A 16228-nucleotide genomic window follows, 5' to 3' on the forward strand; every position below is an offset into this window, starting at 1 on the left:
TTATTTAACTAAGTTATTGAGCTTAGAGCGCGCAGTTAGCAACTTCATATTTGTAAAATTTAGAGTGATTGGATTTAGGAGCAGGGAATGTCGACGCTAATTATTTGGATCATGGGTGCAGGATTATTATTAATAAATATCATTTTGCGCACCCGAATATTAAGGCTGGAAGCCCGTTTAAAAGAGTTCAGTCGTCCTGAAGATTATGTGGCATTTTTGCGTCAACAAGCCGCACAAAAAGACAAAATTCCTGCCATTAAAGCCTTACGTAAACAATATCCTGAGCTGTCGCTCATTGAAGCCAACAAATTGTGGCAGCAAATTCAGTAGCTCGCCAATGTATTAATAATTCAATGTAATAGCACTTCATATAAGAGCTGCCGAAAAAGTAGGCAAACACGCACAAAAAAACCTTCTATTAATGATAATAAAAAGCCATGACATTTAACGACAAACTACAAGCCTACCTACAGCTGACGCGCTTTGATAAACCAGTAGGTATTGAGCTATTATTATGGCCAACGCTATGGGGCGTAATGCTGGCGGCGATGGGTCAAGCGCAACAGCAAGGTGCAAGTGCAGGTCTACCAAGTCTTAAGATGTTGGTGATTTTTGCGCTGGGCGCAATTTTTATGCGGGCGGCAGGTTGCGCGATCAATGATTTTGCCGATCGTAAGGTCGATGGTCATGTGACCCGCACCAAAGGCCGTCCATTAGCTGATGGGCGTCTGTCTGCTAAAGAAGCAATCGCTGCTTTTTTAGTATTGGTATTACTCAGCGCCAGTTTGCTGTTCTTTTTGCCGATAGCCGTATTTTACTGGTCGCTTGGCGCAGTGTTATTGGCATTCATTTATCCATTTATGAAGCGTTTTACCCATTTGCCGCAGGTGTTTTTAGCAGCGGCTTTTGGTTGGGCGATACCGATGGCGTATGTGGCGATACAAGGCGCGCCTGATACTTGGTGTTGGCTGTTATTTGTCGCTTATATGTGTTGGACCATGGCTTATGATACCCAATATGCTATGGCTGACCGTGAAGATGATTTAAAAATCGGGGTCAAATCAACGGCGATATTATTTGGTCGCTACGATGTGATTATTATCTCGCTGCTACAAACATTGTTTTTGCTTATTATGGGCGCGGTCATTTGGCATTACTTTGCACCGACAAGCTTAGGCCTGACGCCAGTATTTGGCTTAGCGCTAGTCGCAATGATGTTTGCTAAGCAAAATAGCGCTTGTGCCAGTCGTCAAGCTATGGCTTGTTTTCAGGCATTTTTAGCTAATATATGGGTAGGACGTTACGTCTTTGCTCTTATCGCAATCGCTTGCCTATGGACGACTTTTAATGGATAACTTCAAAAAGCTCTCAAAGTCAAAAGCGAAAAAATCTTCTGATGCCAATGCACCTGTCATCGATTATCAAGCAAAGCTAGCTGAGCATGGGCTAACACGCGAACAAGTGATCGCCACCGAGCGTAAATTGGCTAAGTTTGCTAATACGATGGATTCGCTGGTACGTGTGCCTTTTACCAAACAAGGCATGGGTGCAGATGCGGCGCTTTCGACGATTCCGCTGGCAGGAGATTTAGCGGGACTGGCTTTAACCAGCTATGCTTTTGTATTAGGGCGTCAGTTGGGTGTGCCAGCGCATAAAATGACACCTGCCGTCAGACTGGCACTTATTGATATGGTCGTTGGTATCGTACCGGGTATTGGAACGCTGCTCGATATTTTTATTCGTCCCAGTCGTAAGACTTTGGGCATCGTGCATGAGCATCTGCACAATGAATATGGTATTACTGAAACCATGCACATGGATCGGCCGTTTTTGCATCAGTCGCTAGAAGACAAACAGCGTAGCCGTTTTGGCGCTTTTTGGCGCAATCCTATCATTGCGTGGTTGTATTTGCACATTCCTGATCTGTTGGGACTAATCGTTATTGTAGTGATTGGTTGGGGACTGTGGGCAGTAATAAGTTGGCTGGTCAGTCTGTTTGGCAAAGTAACTGGATTTGGCTAGAGAAAAGTTAATAGCATTAAAAAGGCGGCAAATATCATAAATATTTGCCGCCTTTTTAATGCTCAAGAGATTTCTTTTATGTAACCTTTTAAAGGTGCTAAGCTGTATTTTTTAATCAATTACTCAGTGATGACTTCTGCTTCGGCACTGACTGCATCAAAGCTAGTGACTTTATTATTTTTGATAAAATCAATACTGCCGCCACCCGCATGACTGACCAGTTGGATACTGCCATCGGTTGTTCGATAAGTTGGGTTATTGCCTTGGCCTTCTGGTGCACTTAGTGTCATTTTTGGTTTGTTCGGTAGGCTAACGATAGCGTTGAGTACGCCTGCTGCTGAGGTTTCAAAAACGACCGAGAGTGATTCACCAGCCGCATTTTTATAACGGACATCAGTAATTTGCGCGCCTTTAATGGCTTGTTCTGGATTTGGTGCTGGGGCAGTATTGTTTGCTGCCGAGTCTGTTGCACCAAGGTCATTTTCTAGCTCAGTTAAGCTTACATCTTGTTCTGAGCTTACTTCAGAATTTGCGATATCATCACCATTATCAGCGGTCGTATCAACATTAATATTGCTAGTCACGGGTGTGGTTTGTACTGCCGCTTCAGAGATTGTTTCGTTATCTGTCTCAGGCTCTGGTGTTTTTTGGCAAGCACTCAATAGTGAAAGACTTAAAAAAATAGCAGAAATCGCCTGAAAATAGGGTTTTGATTTTGCAATTGTAAGAGCATCGATTTTCATAATCATACGGCTATCCATTGGCAGAGTTTTTGTTCAAATATAGTGAACGACGTAGACTTATTTATCCCTCACAGTCAAGTATGACCGTCATTTGTTATTGTTATCAATTTCTTGCTTACTATCTACAGGCATTACTTATTTCAGTTTTAGATTGTCGGCCGCCATACCGCTTTCTTTATAGACGTCATCTAAGTATCGACGGCTGGCAAGTAGCTTGTCTACAACGCCACTTTGGCTTTGAATATTGAGCTTTTGAGAAAAGTCTAAAATCGAGTTTAATTGATCTAATACCATGTCATAGCTGGTATTTTGTTTGTCGGTATCGATAATGACTGTTTTGGCATAATGTTGATCGAGGCTAAGGTAGTCGCCAATCAATTCTGGAACACGTGTGGTGATGAGTTTATTGAGAGTAAATAGCTGTGATTCAGTGATTTCTTCATGATGGGTGGACTCATATTGTTGTCCAATATCATCCATCACAGATCGAAACGCCTTAGGTACTTGCTCGTCATAAAGTAGCTTGATAAAAGGATGTCGAGCTGAAAAGTTAATCATGCTGAGCCCATTAGCTCGCTCATGATTTACCTCGTTGTTTACAGTCATATCTGCTTTAGACTGGGTAGCGACAAGATTCGCAGAAGCTAAGTATTCTTGATGCCGCTGTATAGAAGCAATCTGTGTGTGCTTAGACTTTTCTTTCATCACAAAAAATATGGGCACAATAACAATTAGGCTAAGCAAAATGAGTAAGGTAAAAAAAGACATGTCGGGACTCTGTCATAAAAAATGCTATTTATTAAAAAAAAGTTTTTAGATTACAATATAACATGCTTGTGTTATGTTAAGGCAAAATAGCGGTCGATAAAAGTTGTATCTCGCTATTGTTTATCTCGCTATTATGTATCTTACCACTATATATTTTACGACTAAGTGCTTGCCTATTTCTAATTAAGGAAGATGATGAATAATGACACGATTACGAAGAGTCAGCTAGCCGCTTATAAACCAACTACTGCTTATGTCGGGACTTCTTGGGCGGTGATGTTGGTGGGTGTCCTAGCGTATTTACTTGGCTTATGGAATGCACAGAGTATGTTATTAAATGAAAAAGGCTATTATATAGCGGTGCTGGCGCTAGGTCTTTATTCAGCAATTAGTTTGCAAAAAACCCTTCGTGATCGTAGTGAAGGTATTCCAACAACCAATATGTATTATCTAATCAGCTGGGCGGCTCTTGGATTATCCATTGCGCTAATCGCTATTGGTTTGATGAATGCGGGAAGTTTAAGCTTAAGTGAAAAAGGCTTTTATATGATGGCATTTACCATGAGTTTATTTGCTGCAGTGACCATTCAAAAAAACACCCGTGACGAAGCACAGATTCGGACTTTAACTGCACCAATGATTACGACTGATACTCAAAGTAGTACTAAAATTGGTCATCAAGAGTCCCGCGACTCTGACACTGGAAAATCACTTTTTGGCGCGGTTAAATCTAGAATGGAAGGCAGTGATTAAACCTTTGACTAAAAATTTCAAGTAAGCGGTGTTTGTAAACGCGTACGATTTGGCGACAGGCGCGCAAGCATCGCTGTTGATAAGGGGGGAAATGCTCCTAACATCATATCTGTTAGCGCTTCAGCACATATTGGTGCGATGGCATACCCCTTAGCTCCCATGGCACTCATGACCCAAGTTCGTTTACTGTCTGCTAACGCTCCAACGATAGGATGATAATCAGGCGTTTGCGTGCGAATCCCCGCCCGTCCTTGCCACAAACTAATATCTGTTGGAATAATCGAGTCCATCTCGGGAATGGCAGTCACTAGTTTGTCGCGGCTAATCTGATGCTCTTCTGTGCGGATATCTATGTCAGTATCATTACGTATAAAGCTTGCGCCTAATAAAAACTGAGATTGCTGTTCTACAACATCGTTCAATTGTGCATCGCCTGTTTGCGCGGTAAATAACGCACAGTAACCGCTGTATTTAAGCGGTATTTTGGGCAATATGGTGAGCTGCTCGGTTGTGGGCGTAAACCAAGAAAGCTGACCACGAATTTTACGACAATCAAAAATACGCTTGTCCAGTTGATGACTCTCAAAAGCTGCGCAAATGACCACATTATCAGCGCTAATGGATATCGTCTGCTTATCCTGATTATTGCCTTCGATACAAACACTTTCTTCTGTTTCGCTAATACTCTTAACGTCTACTTGCTGAAAGTGGATGAGTGGATGCATTAGGATAGTATCTTTTAATGCTTGCGGATTGACCAAGCCAGACTGCGGTAAATACAAATTCTCTGATAAATCTTGTGTTTTTAACCCGCTGACAGTTTGCGCCTGCTCATGTGATAGTGTGGTGGCCATCTCATCGGGATAATCAGCGATTTGCTCTGTGCCAATATTGGCTTTCATAAGCAGATCAAGAGCGCCCGTTGGTTCAAGTATTGGCACTAATCCTGATTTTTTAGCGTCTACATTTAAGCATCGATATAGCCTGCTGCTATAGAGATAGCCTATGGTATGCAAATGTTCATCGACATGATGAATGGGCGTCATCTTGGGAGCGAGCAGAGCACGAGGGTTGCCTGATGCGCCTGCCAAGGGTGCTGATTTATCTAACAAGGTGACTTGAATACCACGATTGGCCAATGACCAAGCCGTTAATAGCCCCGAAACGCCAGCGCCAATGACAATGCTATGGGCGGGCAGGTTGTCAGTGGGTTTGGCAGATTGGCTATCGTTGTCGGGCGCGGCGATGCTAGCATTATTGTAAAAGGTGATGTCTTTACTATTTATGTCTTTACTATTGTTGCCATTATTATTGTCAGTTAAATTTATGGTATCTAGCATGACCGCCGTTAGCATTTCGTTCTTACGACCAAAGCCTTTCACTTTTTTAATCTGAAAGCCACAATCTTGCAGCGCACGTTTGACGATACCGGCACAGCTATAGGTGGCGGCAGTTGTATTGGGTCGTGATAAACGCTGTATTTGTGCAAAAATACTATCCGCCCACAAGGTACTATTGCAAGAGGGCGCAAAACCATCTAAAAACCAAGCGTCAACATAAGGTGCATGCGAGCTAGAAGAGTTATTTGCCAGTTTGGCTAAGCTCTCAGCTGCGTCACCCAACCATATATCAACGGTCAAATTATCATCAAAGAAACTCAAACGATGACAGCCCGCGATAGGAGGCGGATAGGCCGCTAATAATAGCTCAATCAGTGTTGTCAATTCAGGCGCGCGCTGTCCCCATAAGGCAAGTATTTGGGTAAGGTCGGTAAGGGGTATCGGGAACTTTTCAGTGGTAATAAAATGCAGTTTTGCAGTTGCTAATTGAGGGTGTATATCTCGCAGCTGTCGCCATAGCTGCCAAGTCGCTAAGAGGTTCAACCCAGTACCAAAGCCCAATTCAGCAATCGTAAAGCATTGCTTTGGTGCAAGATTGGTCAGTCGTTCAGGCAATTGATTGTGCGTCAAAAACACATGACGCGATTCCGCTAAACCATCAGCATTTGAGAAGTAAACATCACCAAACTCACCCGATACAGGCACTTTATTACCCGTATCATCCATCTGCCAATTAATCTTGGCAGGGGTGATATTTGATGAGTGAATGCTTAGTGACTGAGTGTTTTTGGAGGGTGTCGACGATGTATCAGTATCTTTTGATTCGAACATGGATTTAGACATAGACAGTCACATAAGATAAATCAATAAAAAGCGCGTGGTATTAGTTACCAGCGTTCACGGCGGACAAACACCAACCAAGAAATAAAAATACCGACCAGTAAGCTAATTAAAACAGTAAATGCACCGTATAAAAAAAGCTGACCTTTGCTCTCGTAGACCAAAACATTCACTTGAGTTTGCAAGTCATTCAACTCGCGCTGCAACTGTGCATTACGGCTTAATAGCTGCTGATTGGCATCGGATAACGCCTTATCAGATGGTTGTAATTGCGCCGCCAATGTATCGCTGATATTCATCACTGAGTTTTTCGTTGGTTGAGCGGTCGATATTGGTTGAGCTGGCACGGGTGTCGTGAGTGTTGGATCAGCCACATCGATAGCTGTCACCGTCGGCGCAGCCTGTGCTGAAACAGTAGCCATAAAAATCATACTAACAATGCTACGCTGATAAGAGCGACTTTTTAACAAAGATAGGCACTGAATCACGATTTTGCTACTTTAACTGATGCGCTGTCATCCGCTTTTGGCAATGTATGGATAAAGGGTTTGATATCTACGTGACTGTACACGCCATCACGTAAGTAAGGCTCATCATTCGCCCATGATTGCGCTGCTTCTGCAGAGTCAAAGTCAGCAATAATTAAGCTGCCTGACATCTCGCCTTTGCCATGCTCGATAGGTGTTGGACCAGCGATAATCAGTCGATTGTCATGATCTAAAGCTTGCAAGCGTTCGACATGTTCAGCGCGGGTAATCTGACGTTGTGCACTGCTATTGGCCACGTCATGACCAATAATGGCAAATAAGGACATGAGACTTCCTTGATTAATAAAAATTATGATTAATTTAAAGCGTTTTGCTTAATGCGCCCGAGCTAATTGCGATTAATGATTGTCGCTATCGGCATTTAGAAATAGCATTGGCTTTATTATAAAATGATAAATTGAGTATTATTTGACGGTTTTATCCGTGAGCGCAGGGTTGAGGTGCTTTTTTAATATGGCAAACTGGGCGATGACGAATACCAACATAATCGGAATCCAGCCATAAGTTTTAAAGTTAATCCATGCCTCATCTGACATCGTAAACGCTGTGATATAATGCAGTATGCCCATAAAGGCGAAGAATAGTGCCCAAGCGAGAGTGAGTTTTTTCCAACCACTCATCGTCAGCAAAAAAACATCTTTCATTGCCAGTTGCATCAGTGGCTTATTAATCGCAGCACTGACTAAAAGTGTTAGTGCAAAGATACCGTTGATAATGGGTGACTTCCAACGCAGATAGATATCATCACGCAATAATAAAGTACCACCACAAAACAAAATGGTTAATAGTAAGACAACCCATTGCTGTTTATCAAAAGTGCCTTTTTGGCGAATAAAATGAATGGCATAAACAATGATAGTGGCGATGAGTAATGCACCTGCCCCCGCTAGGATACCACTGTAGCGAGCAGCAATAAAAAAGGCAATTAAGGGAATAAAGTCTAATAAAGCTTTCATAGCAAAGGGGATGTCCGACAAAAACGTATGGGGTAGTTTACACGTCTACTGCGCCAAAAAAAAGCAATCAACACGATAATCATGCTATATCACGGGCCTGCGTAGCAATACCTGATGATTATGACTCATAATCATGACAACTGCCAAATATAACGGCTTATTGCCAATGTGCTCATTTTTTTATTTTCTACACTTTTAATTTTTAATGCTAAGGCTTCTCTTATGAAATTCGATTTACATTGTCACAGCACTTGCTCTGATGGTACTTATGCACCAACGGAAGTAGTGCAGCGCGCCCATGCGGCCGGCGTCAATGTATTGGCATTGACCGATCACGATACGCTGGCAGGAATTGATGAGGCGCGTGCGGCTGCCATTGCCTGCGATATGCAGCTGATTAATGGGGTCGAGATAAGCTGTGAGCATACACTTATTGGTGGTTATGGCAAAAATAAATCAACCAATAAAATCATCCATGTGCTGGGGCTAGATTTTACCGATCGCGAAAAAATGCATGCAACGCTGCAACAATTACAGGATAGCCGTGCCACGCGTGGTCAACGAATCACTGAAAAGCTCAGTGTGCTATTAGATATTAACTATGACGAGCTGTGGCAAGCCGTACTTGATAAAGCAGGCGGCAATCCACAAGCGGTCGGGCGCGCGCATATTGGTCAAGTATTGTTTGAGCGCGGTGAAGTCAAGACGGTACAAAAAGCCTTTGATAAGTATTTAGCAGACAATAAGCCTGCTTATGTGGCGATTGATGCACTGAGCATGGCTGACGGTATTGAGCTGATTCAGGCTTGTGGTGGCAAGGCGGTGTTGGCGCATCCCACACGTTATCAGCTTTCAGCAACACGAGTCCGTAAACTGATTGAAGAGTTTGCTGGTCTTGGTGGCGATGCTTGTGAGCTGCCGTCGAATAGCGAACCGGTTAGTACTCGCAGAATGGTCGATCGCAGTATCGCTGCTCACAATCTTGTCGCCTCGATCGGTAGTGACTTTCATGGTAGCAATATGCCGTGGCGTCGTTTGGGTGATGTACCGACAATGAACCCTGATCAGCAGGGAGTTTGGCAGTCTTTTGCAATGTTTTCTTAGCCGAAAATTTATTGCTGAATACAGTTTTGAATGTTAACTCAGCTGAAATATCAATTGACAGGTTATCCAAAAACCATGCGTCATATATTGACGCATGAAGGCACTAAATAGATTGATAACTGCGACAGAAATTGCCACACTAGATAAGTGGGATTTATTTTTAAAAATGAAATTGTCGGGGTTAACTCCCATTTAGTTTACAAAATGTAGTACCGACACTCGCATTCTTATCTACTTAAGTTTTTGGGAATGGTATAAGGTAAAAAGTCATATCATTTATTATTATTGATTCAGGCTTTTGATTTTTATTTAATGGTTTTAATGTCGACTTAATAACTTTCAATATTTGCGGTAGCCCTACTATGGCTGTATCGATATCTCATCTAGGCTACACCAAGCTATCTCAAGCAATTTTTGAGTGGCAAGCTGCTGATAAAACGTCATTACTGGCTTTATTTATGGTGATGGAGGTATCTTTACACTGGCTATGGTGTTTGTTTGTTTGGTGGCGCCGCGATGTTTATGACACCTATGTCGATATAGCCCTGTTGTATCCACTATGGTTCGGCGTGACACTGGTAGCTTTGTTTTTATTATGGATGACCAGTCGTTTTTCACCTGTCAAAAAAGCCAATAGCAATTTGTATAAATGGCAAGGCATACTAATTACGGTTTATAGTGCCTATATTGCAATGGTTATTTTAGTTTTAGGACATAGTAGCTTGGTCGCGGGCGTCTCTTTAGTCGGCGGTGCGATACTGGGGATGATGCTTATACGTCGGCGCTATGTATGGAGAGCGTTTTTAGGGCACGCAGCCGTCATTCTGGCAGTCACATTTATTCCTTATCTTGGCGTTACTTTACCCAATCTGCGTCAAATGACGCTCACGGTCATTCCTCTTGATACCTATTATAGTTATATCAATTATAGTGAAATTACGACAATCGAAAACGCCATCTCTGCCTCTATTTTTCAAAATGGCACGCTAAATTGGGACAGTGTTGATCAATTGCGCCGATCTTCCGCTTTTTTTTGGCGTTCTACACATATTTATATGGCGCTACCAAAAGCTATTTTTATTATCTATATGTTTCGTACTTTGTTACTAATATTAGATGACAGTAAAAAGGAAATTCTGCAGCATGCCAATCAAGATGAGCTAACCCAACTCAAAAGTCGCCGTTACGGGATGATGCAAATGAAGCAGGTGCTGAAGTCAGTAGAAGACCATCAAGATATCAGCGTTATTTTATTGGATTTGGATTGGTTTAAAGAGGTCAATGACAGTTACGGTCATGAGATCGGGGATCGAGTATTGGTGGAGGTCGCGCAGACGCTCTTGCAGTCTTTAACTGATGAAACAATCGTGAGTCGCTATGGCGGTGAGGAGTTTTTGATTGTATTGCCAGATACGAAGCACGACACAGCTATGATAATAGCTGAACAATTACGGCGCGTTATCGCCAAACACGTCATCATTCTCGATGACGATACAGCCTTTAGTGTGACTGCCAGCTTGGGGCTATATACACTGACCCATGGTGAGCGTAATTGTATAAAACAAGCCTGCGAAACTCTGAATAAAAAGGATGCCTCGCAGTCGCTTGCTAAACCGCAGAGAATCCCCTCGTATAGTAGCAAACGCGTGAATCGTAAAATTCCCGCAGTGCAGCTACCTCATGATATTTGCCAGCGCTTAATTTGTATGGCAGATAAGGCTTTGTATGAAGCCAAAGGCCGTGGCCGTGATCAAGTGGTGAGTGCCAACGAGATGTTGGCAGCAAAAAATAATAATATTGAAGCGCTTTATGGCACATAGCTGGCTGCCATAGTCGAAGGGTCAACTACGTTTTAGTGTATTAATTGTTTTACTAAGCTTGCCAAGACACTGGTGGCAAAGCTACCTGTCGTTAACGTAAAGCTCAGCACCAATGTCTGTTCATTATCTTTATCCTGCCATTCCCAAGACAGCGCTTCAATAGGTAGGCGCAGCGCGCGTCGCTGTGCTTTTACATCGCGCTGCTCTAAGCCATTGGCTAAGCGAGCCAGTAGCGGATTTTGCTGAATCACATTTTTCTCAGTACTTGCCGCCATGCCGCTGACTTTATCATTATCCTTGCCCCATAATGCAGCAGTGGGATGGATATCACCCGTCTCAAGGCGTTCACGCAACGTGTCGTCTATGGCTTCGCTAGTAAATATTGACCCTGAACCCTCTAAGTTAAACACTTCGCCTGCCAGCCCAGTATTCCAGCTGCCATCACGTACACGTAACGCCAATATCTCATTGAAAATTAAGCTACGTGCGGCAGACAGCTCCATTGTATTCTGCTCACGTGGCGCGTGCTTGCGTTTGCTCTTTTTGGGTTGTGGTCGACTTTGCTGTAGTGGGCGGGCAAACAGCGATAATGCTTCTCTAATATTATTGCCATTACGTCCAAAACGCTGAGGGCCGAAATAATTGGGCACGCCATTTATAGCGATGCTTGCTAAATGCTGCTCGACATCTTGCTTCGCCGACAATAATTGCTCAGGTGCTGGCAATGCTGTATCAAAATCAGCAAATTGGATATCACGCAAGGTGATGATAAATTGATTGGCGCGATGCGTGCCGCGATTGAGCTTTTTGTTGTGCCATTTCTGGTCGATGATCGTGACCGATTCATCGGCTCCGATATCGACTGGTGCAAACTCAGCAGCAGGCAGTTGTTTTTTTGGGATTCGCAAGCTAAACCACTGGGTTGTCAATGCATGGCGATCCTTAAGACCTGAATAACCAACATCGCGCAGAGGAATCTCTGCCCACTCTGACAGCAGTTTGGCAAGATAAGCGGTATTCATCCCTGATTTTTGGATATGCAGCCATAAATGCTCACCTTCACCGGTGAATTCGAGCGGCAATAGCTCATTAACGATAAAGTCTGTTGCGTGGGCTTTATAGGTTGCTTGCTGCACAGGTGGTTGAAGAGGCTGCGGTAACTGCGCAGTATCCGTCGCGGCGGTAATATCGATACTTGCCATATCAAACTGCTCATTATCAACTTGATTGTTTTCAAGAGCGGATTGAGGGCTAGCATTAATATCGGTCATGTCATCACGAGAAGTCATAAAGTCGTCTTTTATGTTGAGGATAAAATTTAAAAAGAATAGGTAAGCATAGGGATTAACAGTTAACGATTACGTTTTGCAACGCAGGAAACATACAAAAAAACAGCGTGTGCGAAAGTGTCTTGTTACTATCAATGGATATCGTTTTAAAAAAGCATTTAAATAAACGTATCGAGAATGGTGTTTTTCGTTGAAATTGGCTGATGCGATAGAGTTATTTTCAACACGTTTGATTCAGGGAACCATTATAACTGTTAAGGAAGACTTATGACCAATGCAACGATTGACACAGTGACTGTTAATAAGGCCGATATTGCTAGTGGCGGCATGAAATCTTACAAGCAAGATGATGATAGTATCATTTTGATTACCCGCGACGACGATGAGTTTCAGGCGTTCGATGGCAAATGCCCGCACGCAGGCGCAGATTTAGGCACAGGCTTACGTTGTGGCAATCGCGTGGTCTGTCCTTGGCATCATGCGACTTTTGATAGCCGCGATGGTACTCTGTTAGAGCCAGTCGCGACAGCAGGCTTGACTCAATATGAAGTGACCGATAACGGCGACAGCTTAACGGTGAATACCTCAGCGAAGATAGACAAAAAGATTGCAAATGATAAGCTTATTGATACGCATACGCTCATCGTGGGTGGTGGCGCAGCAGGTTTTATGACAGCGCATCAGCTGCGTAACACTGGCTATGGTGGCAAAATTACCTTAATTAGTGCTGATGATAAAGCCCCTTATAACCGTCCATTATTGTCCAAAGCATTTTTAGCGGGCAATATGCCTGAAGAAAAGCTTCTACTAGGCGGTGCAGATTGGGCGAGCAAGCACGATATTAATTTGCGCTTGAATCAAACTGTCAGCGAAGTATCGCCCAATGAACGTACCATTATCATTAAAGATAAAAATGGTCATAGTGACAGACAAACCGCTGATTTTTTAGTGGTTGCAACAGGCGCTGAGCCAAAGATACCGCCTTTTAAAGGCGCTGAGCTTGATGGCGTTTATACGCTGCGCAGTATGGATGATGCCAAATTGATAAAAGCGGCCAGTCATGACCAGCGTGTGGTTATTATCGGTACTGGCTTTATCGGTATGGAGGTTGCTTCCGCATTGGCACAAGCAGGCACGACGGCTTCTATTACCGTCATCGGACAAGACCATCGCGTCATGGGAAATATTGTCTCCGAAACCGTCAGTAATGCGCTGATCAAGCTGCATGAAGAAAATGGCATTCAGTTTGTCTTTGATGCCACGGTCAATGAAATCACTGAGGTCAAAAGGGTTGTTAATCAGTCTGAGAATGAAGAAGAAAACCAAACCTTGTCACAAGTGGGCGGTGTCACGCTGGTGAACGGTGAGCAAGTTGATGCAGACATCGTGATTTTAGGGACTGGCGTAGCACCACGTATAGATCTATTCGAAGAAGTAAACGCGCCAGATGGCTTGCAAGTGGATGAGCATTTACAGCTGCGTGATGGGGTTTATGCATTGGGTGATATTGCAAAAGCTTCTGGACAAATGGGGCGCATGCGCATCGAACATTGGCGCGTGGCCTTGCAACATGGCTTAGTGACTGCGGCTGCGATATTAAATGATGATAGTGTCAGCTCGCTCGCCGCGCGTATCCCTTTCTTTTGGACGATGCAATATGGCAAAAGCCTACGCTATAGTGGACATGCCGCGACACCCGATCATAACATCTTGTTTGGTTCACCAGATACGTTAGATTATATCGAATACTACTTTAATGATGATGGGGAAGACACACGTGCTAGTGCGGCTAGCACTTTAGGGCATGATAAAGAATTGGTTGCCTTTTCTGAACTGCTCCGACGTGGTTATGCGCCAACGCGTGCACAGCTTAAGGCAGGATTTAATATTATCGACCAAGCACTGGCGTTATCGCCCTAGTACTCAAGATGGATACATATTACTATTAAGGCTGACCTATCGATTTGGGTCAGTTTTTTTAATACAAACAAGGAAAGGAAAAATTATAATATGAATAAAAACACTATAGATAAAAATTACTTGGATAGAGAGTCCGTGTTTTTGCGACAAGCGCAAGCCGATGATATTAATGCACTTGAGCAATTGTTAAATCGCTGTTATCGCGAGACCGCAGGTTGGACCAATGAGGCGGATTTGATTGGTGGTATTCGAACCACGTCAGCCGAGCTCGCTGCTGTGATTAATGACCCTAATCACTATTACTTTGTCTATCCAAAAACGACAACGGGCGACCGTGATGGAGAGGAAACGGGTGAGATACTCGGTTGTATCGCTGTCGATATCAAAACCGATGCTGACTCAAACAACAAAGCCTACATCGGTATGTTTGCGGTAGATCCAGAGTTGCAGGGGTATGGCATTGGCAACGTGATATTGCAAGCAGCAGAAACCTTTGCTACTCATCATCTACAATCAGATGAGCAAGCAGCAGATAGAAAAACTGCACGTTTGACCATGTCTATTTTGAGTCATCGTCCTGAGCTGTTGGCTTACTATCAGCGCCGAGGTTATGAGCTAAATGGTAATAAAATGCCATTTCCAAATGACGGCAATAATGGTGAGCCAAAGCGTGAAGATTTAGAATTATTGGAGTTAGAAAAAATGGTTCATTAAAGAATATTGAATGTTTAAAGGCTGATTTTATTAACCCCAAAAATGACCAAAGGTCATAAATAGCCCAACACTTAGTAATATAAATGCCACGATGATTAAGCGCTTGAACCAGTTAAAAGCTGGCAAGCGCGTGGCATTGTCATCAGACATCAGATAGGCAAACAAAAATAACAAACTTGCTGCCAAGGTCATAATTCCCAGACCAATCGGTAATATAAAAAAGTACACCTGCCACACAGTTATCTCGCAACGGTTTTGAATACCACATCATAGCAGTATCGTGAATGCACTGTCAGTATACACCGCACGTTAATTCCTTCATCTCATTAGATTATTAAAGGTATTTATCATAAATCCAAACTTGTATTCTAAAATTAAGTTGGGTATCTAGAAGTAATTCTGTATAGTGAAGTAACATTATAGATACATTGAGATTGAGATGACTAATCTGAAAAAATTGGCAGTCATAGCATTACTAACACCGCTATTTGTCGCATGCTCTAATGCACCTTCTGAAAGCACAGTTGAAGCGTTAATCGAGGCACAATACGAGCAAGCCAATAGTATGATGGACGATGCGATGGCGAACGCAGGCAATGATGAGATGGCAAAGGCGATGAGCGGCATGATGGAGGGTATGATGCCAAAGCTTGAACGCGTCGAAAATATCAACTGTGATACTGTCGAGGGTGACAATACTTATATGTGTACCGCTGATATCACTCAGACAATCGCGGGGGAGAGCCGCACTAACAAGACCAATTTCAAGGTTTATCAAGTGAACGATGAATGGGTATTAGGTAATTAGAACCAAAACTTAATATTTAAATAATTTTATAAAGGAATATATCCAGATATGCCTAATAGTACCCAACAATCCCACGTAAATATCAATAAAGACGCTAGCAATAACGATATTAATAATGTTCAAGCAAGTAGCCATAGAACAGATATGCAAGCTGCTAGTACCAAGCAGGACTCTACAAACATAGCTCTCCTAAACTGGTTAGGCTGTTTGTTCTTTGGATTTATTCCACCACTCATTATTATGCTAGTCAAAAAAGATGATGCTTATGTGCAAACACAAGCTAAAGAGGCGCTGAACTGGTCGATCACTTTCGTTATCGGCTATATTGGCTTATGGATTGTGGCAATGATACTTGGCTTTATTCTAGCCTTTATATTTGCGCCTTTAGCGATGATTCCAATGCTAGCACTGGTATTATTTGGCTTCTCGCACTTAGTATTTTGCGTAATGGGGGCAATCAAGTGCTCTTCTGGCAAAGATTTTAGAGTGCCTTTTAATATTCGTCGGTGTAATGGACAAAATTCATGCTATTTGAGTGACTTTGATAGTAGAAAGTCTTTAATAAACCGTAACTTACGCCTCTCATTTAGCCCATGATGCCTC

General features: G+C 42.9%; 18 protein-coding genes. 10 read left to right on the top strand and 8 right to left on the bottom strand.

What is annotated here, in order from left to right:
* The first annotated feature begins 87 nt into the window (after positions 1–87).
* The 3 genes from JMX95_RS09505 (at position 88) to JMX95_RS09515 (ending at position 2022) form a co-directional block, all read left to right on the top strand.
* The gene (locus JMX95_RS09505; protein WP_045444258.1) at positions 88–330 is read left to right on the top strand and encodes a hypothetical protein; all 243 of its coding nucleotides are present in this window, start codon (positions 88–90) and stop codon (positions 328–330) included.
* A 107-nt stretch (positions 331–437) separates the two neighbouring features.
* Complete coding sequence (gene ubiA, locus JMX95_RS09510; RefSeq protein WP_201560671.1) at positions 438–1355, top strand: 4-hydroxybenzoate octaprenyltransferase; 918 nt, start codon at positions 438–440, stop codon at positions 1353–1355.
* The gene (locus JMX95_RS09515) at positions 1348–2022 is read left to right on the top strand and encodes a DUF4112 domain-containing protein (RefSeq protein WP_227676028.1); all 675 of its coding nucleotides are present in this window, start codon (positions 1348–1350) and stop codon (positions 2020–2022) included. Before ubiA ends, JMX95_RS09515 begins: the two co-directional genes overlap by 8 nt.
* Before the next feature lie 119 nt (positions 2023–2141).
* On the opposite strand, the gene JMX95_RS09520 is transcribed toward JMX95_RS09515, so the two are convergent.
* Positions 2142–2771: a hypothetical protein gene (locus tag JMX95_RS09520; protein ID WP_227676029.1), complete on the bottom strand. Its 630-nt coding sequence runs from the start codon at positions 2769–2771 to the stop codon at positions 2142–2144.
* 129 nt (positions 2772–2900) lie between these two features.
* On the bottom strand, positions 2901–3533 hold the full coding sequence (locus JMX95_RS09525; RefSeq protein WP_193008592.1) for a hypothetical protein: 633 nt from the start codon (positions 3531–3533) through the stop codon (positions 2901–2903).
* Between the two features lie 195 nt (positions 3534–3728).
* Between JMX95_RS09525 and yiaA the strand changes: the two genes are divergently transcribed.
* Entirely contained in the window at positions 3729–4286 is a 558-nt protein-coding gene (yiaA, locus tag JMX95_RS09530) for an inner membrane protein YiaA (protein ID WP_055124683.1), read from the top strand.
* A 17-nt stretch (positions 4287–4303) separates the two neighbouring features.
* Here the strand turns inward: yiaA and mnmC are convergent, their stop codons facing one another.
* The 4 genes from mnmC to ispZ form a co-directional block, all read right to left on the bottom strand.
* Entirely contained in the window at positions 4304–6469 is a 2166-nt protein-coding gene (gene mnmC / locus JMX95_RS09535) for an FAD-dependent 5-carboxymethylaminomethyl-2-thiouridine(34) oxidoreductase MnmC (protein ID WP_201560673.1), read from the bottom strand.
* A 44-nt stretch (positions 6470–6513) separates the two neighbouring features.
* The gene (locus JMX95_RS09540) at positions 6514–6888 is read right to left on the bottom strand and encodes a hypothetical protein (protein ID WP_227676030.1); all 375 of its coding nucleotides are present in this window, start codon (positions 6886–6888) and stop codon (positions 6514–6516) included.
* Positions 6889–6950: 62 nt separating this feature from the next.
* The gene (locus JMX95_RS09545; protein WP_109589571.1) at positions 6951–7280 is read right to left on the bottom strand and encodes a YciI family protein; all 330 of its coding nucleotides are present in this window, start codon (positions 7278–7280) and stop codon (positions 6951–6953) included.
* A 138-nt stretch (positions 7281–7418) separates the two neighbouring features.
* Positions 7419–7970 carry a septation protein IspZ gene (gene ispZ, locus JMX95_RS09550; protein WP_198329447.1) on the bottom strand — a complete coding sequence of 184 codons (552 nt, stop codon included), beginning with the start codon at positions 7968–7970 and terminating at the stop codon, positions 7419–7421.
* Between the two features lie 222 nt (positions 7971–8192).
* Between ispZ and JMX95_RS09555 the strand changes: the two genes are divergently transcribed.
* Positions 8193–9074 carry a PHP domain-containing protein gene (locus tag JMX95_RS09555; RefSeq protein ID WP_193008596.1) on the top strand — a complete coding sequence of 294 codons (882 nt, stop codon included), beginning with the start codon at positions 8193–8195 and terminating at the stop codon, positions 9072–9074.
* Between the two features lie 362 nt (positions 9075–9436).
* The gene (locus JMX95_RS09560; protein WP_193008597.1) at positions 9437–10894 is read left to right on the top strand and encodes a sensor domain-containing diguanylate cyclase; all 1458 of its coding nucleotides are present in this window, start codon (positions 9437–9439) and stop codon (positions 10892–10894) included.
* 32 nt (positions 10895–10926) lie between these two features.
* Here the strand turns inward: JMX95_RS09560 and truD are convergent, their stop codons facing one another.
* On the bottom strand, positions 10927–12096 hold the full coding sequence (gene truD, locus JMX95_RS09565; RefSeq protein ID WP_227676034.1) for a tRNA pseudouridine(13) synthase TruD: 1170 nt from the start codon (positions 12094–12096) through the stop codon (positions 10927–10929).
* Positions 12097–12450: 354 nt separating this feature from the next.
* On the opposite strand from truD, the gene JMX95_RS09570 reads away from it, so the two are divergent.
* On the top strand, positions 12451–14103 hold the full coding sequence (locus JMX95_RS09570) for an FAD-dependent oxidoreductase (RefSeq protein ID WP_201560675.1): 1653 nt from the start codon (positions 12451–12453) through the stop codon (positions 14101–14103).
* A gap of 90 nt (positions 14104–14193) precedes the next feature.
* Positions 14194–14817: a GNAT family N-acetyltransferase gene (locus JMX95_RS09575; RefSeq protein WP_201560676.1), complete on the top strand. Its 624-nt coding sequence runs from the start codon at positions 14194–14196 to the stop codon at positions 14815–14817.
* Positions 14818–14847: 30 nt separating this feature from the next.
* Here JMX95_RS09575 and JMX95_RS09580 read toward each other — a convergent pair whose 3' ends face one another.
* Positions 14848–15009, bottom strand: a complete 162-nt coding sequence (locus JMX95_RS09580; protein ID WP_227676031.1) for a hypothetical protein — start codon at positions 15007–15009, stop codon at positions 14848–14850.
* Positions 15010–15256: 247 nt separating this feature from the next.
* Here JMX95_RS09580 and JMX95_RS09585 point away from each other — a divergent pair, with 247 nt between their 5' ends.
* Positions 15257–15625, top strand: coding sequence for a hypothetical protein (locus JMX95_RS09585; RefSeq protein ID WP_045454206.1), 369 nt, complete (start codon positions 15257–15259; stop codon positions 15623–15625).
* A 48-nt stretch (positions 15626–15673) separates the two neighbouring features.
* A complete protein-coding gene (locus JMX95_RS09590) occupies positions 15674–16222 on the top strand; it encodes a DUF4870 domain-containing protein (protein ID WP_201560677.1) in 549 nt (182 codons plus the stop codon).
* The last annotated feature ends 6 nt before the right edge of the window (positions 16223–16228 follow it).

The sequence above is a fragment of the Psychrobacter sp. NC44 genome (genome assembly GCF_904846655.1).
Lineage (GTDB): Bacteria > Pseudomonadota > Gammaproteobacteria > Pseudomonadales > Moraxellaceae > Psychrobacter.

What these genes read in the sequence shown, in the direction of transcription:
- JMX95_RS09505 (WP_045444258.1), top strand. Translation starts at nt 88, where the DNA reads ATGTCGACGCTAATTATTTGGATCATGGGTGCAGGATTATTATTAATA.
- ubiA (WP_201560671.1), top strand. Translation starts at nt 438, where the DNA reads ATGACATTTAACGACAAACTACAAGCCTACCTACAGCTGACGCGCTTT.
- JMX95_RS09515 (WP_227676028.1), top strand. Translation starts at nt 1,348, where the DNA reads ATGGATAACTTCAAAAAGCTCTCAAAGTCAAAAGCGAAAAAATCTTCT.
- JMX95_RS09520 (WP_227676029.1), bottom strand. Translation starts at nt 2,771, where the DNA reads ATGATTATGAAAATCGATGCTCTTACAATTGCAAAATCAAAACCCTAT.
- JMX95_RS09525 (WP_193008592.1), bottom strand. Translation starts at nt 3,533, where the DNA reads ATGTCTTTTTTTACCTTACTCATTTTGCTTAGCCTAATTGTTATTGTG.
- yiaA (WP_055124683.1), top strand. Translation starts at nt 3,729, where the DNA reads ATGAATAATGACACGATTACGAAGAGTCAGCTAGCCGCTTATAAACCA.
- mnmC (WP_201560673.1), bottom strand. Translation starts at nt 6,469, where the DNA reads ATGTCTAAATCCATGTTCGAATCAAAAGATACTGATACATCGTCGACA.
- JMX95_RS09540 (WP_227676030.1), bottom strand. Translation starts at nt 6,888, where the DNA reads ATGGCTACTGTTTCAGCACAGGCTGCGCCGACGGTGACAGCTATCGAT.
- JMX95_RS09545 (WP_109589571.1), bottom strand. Translation starts at nt 7,280, where the DNA reads ATGTCCTTATTTGCCATTATTGGTCATGACGTGGCCAATAGCAGTGCA.
- ispZ (WP_198329447.1), bottom strand. Translation starts at nt 7,970, where the DNA reads ATGAAAGCTTTATTAGACTTTATTCCCTTAATTGCCTTTTTTATTGCT.
- JMX95_RS09555 (WP_193008596.1), top strand. Translation starts at nt 8,193, where the DNA reads ATGAAATTCGATTTACATTGTCACAGCACTTGCTCTGATGGTACTTAT.
- JMX95_RS09560 (WP_193008597.1), top strand. Translation starts at nt 9,437, where the DNA reads ATGGCTGTATCGATATCTCATCTAGGCTACACCAAGCTATCTCAAGCA.
- truD (WP_227676034.1), bottom strand. Translation starts at nt 12,096, where the DNA reads ATGGCAAGTATCGATATTACCGCCGCGACGGATACTGCGCAGTTACCG.
- JMX95_RS09570 (WP_201560675.1), top strand. Translation starts at nt 12,451, where the DNA reads ATGACCAATGCAACGATTGACACAGTGACTGTTAATAAGGCCGATATT.
- JMX95_RS09575 (WP_201560676.1), top strand. Translation starts at nt 14,194, where the DNA reads ATGAATAAAAACACTATAGATAAAAATTACTTGGATAGAGAGTCCGTG.
- JMX95_RS09580 (WP_227676031.1), bottom strand. Translation starts at nt 15,009, where the DNA reads ATGACCTTGGCAGCAAGTTTGTTATTTTTGTTTGCCTATCTGATGTCT.
- JMX95_RS09585 (WP_045454206.1), top strand. Translation starts at nt 15,257, where the DNA reads ATGACTAATCTGAAAAAATTGGCAGTCATAGCATTACTAACACCGCTA.
- JMX95_RS09590 (WP_201560677.1), top strand. Translation starts at nt 15,674, where the DNA reads ATGCCTAATAGTACCCAACAATCCCACGTAAATATCAATAAAGACGCT.